Origin of the sequence: Alicyclobacillus sp. SP_1, assembly GCF_024706985.1 — a bacterium.
Lineage (GTDB): Bacteria > Bacillota > Bacilli > Alicyclobacillales > Alicyclobacillaceae > Alicyclobacillus_I.
In genome coordinates, this window is sequence record NZ_JAMCCX010000104.1 from 1 (window position 1) to 1242 (window position 1242).

At 55.3% G+C, this 1242-nt stretch carries 1 protein-coding gene; it reads left to right on the top strand.

Features of this window, described 5'->3' with window-relative positions:
* Window positions 1-14: 14 nt before the first annotated feature.
* Complete coding sequence (locus M4I36_RS16210) at window positions 15-1103, top strand: Gfo/Idh/MocA family protein (protein WP_258112804.1); 1089 nt, start codon at window positions 15-17, stop codon at window positions 1101-1103.
* Window positions 1104-1242: the final 139 nt, after the last annotated feature.

Here is a 1242-nt window from a genome sequence, read left to right on the forward strand (position 1 = left end):
AAGGAGTCCTGTTCATGAGTGGAGAGATTCGCGTTGGCATCATTGGCTGCAATGGGATAGCACGAGGAAAGCATTTGCCCAGCCTGAAAAAACTGAATACAGTACAAATGGTCGCATTTTGTGACATTGTCGTTGACCGCGCGACCTCGGCAGCCGCAGACTATGGTGTTAAGGATGCCATGGTGACGGAAGATTACCGCCGGCTCTTAGAAAACCCGGCTGTAGACGTAGTACATATCTGCACACCCAACGACATGCATGCCGAAATCACGGTCGCTGCGCTGGAAGCAGGCAAACAGGTCATGTGCGAGAAACCCATGGCGAAGACTGCGGCGGGAGCCCGATTGATGGTCGAAGCTGCAGAGCGGACAGGGAACAAGTTGACGATTGGCTATCAAAATCGCTTCCGGCCCGACAGCCTCTACTTGCATCAAGTGTGCGAGGCGGGAGATTTAGGACACATTTATTATGGCAAGGCGCATGCCATTCGTCGTCGAGCCGTGCCTACGTGGGGCGTGTTTTTGGATGAGGAGAAGCAGGGTGGGGGCCCGCTGATTGACATCGGCACGCATTCCCTCGACCTCACATTGTGGATGATGCAAAACTATAAGCCGCGGGCGGTACTCGGGTCCACTCATCATCAACTGGGCAAAATGGAGAATGCCGCAAATGCTTGGGGCTCTTGGAATCCCGCTGAATTCACGGTCGAAGACTCGGCCTTTGGCTTGATTACGATGCAGGACGGAGCCACCATTATCCTGGAGTCCAGCTGGGCTCTCAATACGCTTCAGACGGGCGAAGCCAAGTGCTCTCTGTCCGGTACGCTCGGTGGCGCAGATATGGTCGATGGACTGCGGTTGAATGGGGAGCGTTTTGGTCGTTTGCACGAGACGAAGGTGGAAATAGGCCGCGGTGGTGTGGACTTCTACGATTCTTCGGAGGAGAGCCCTTCCGACCGGGAGGCACGGCAGTGGATAGAGTCTGTGATGGACAATCGGGATCCACTCGTGAAACCGCGCGAAGCGCTGGTAGTTACAGAAATTCTCGAAGCCATCTACACCTCGGCTCAAACGGGCAAAGCAGTCTATTTTGACCATTCTTGAGGAGGTTCATCATCATGCGGGTGACAGTGTGGAACGAGTATCGACATGAGAAGCGCAGTGCGGACGTACAGGCGGTGTACCCGGATGGGATTCACCAGGCGATTGCCGCTCCGCTGCGAGAAGCTGGGCATGAGGTGCG

Coding starts and splice junctions, on each gene's coding strand:
- M4I36_RS16210 (WP_258112804.1), top strand. CDS start 15: ATGAGTGGAGAGATTCGCGTTGGCATCATTGGCTGCAATGGGATAGCA.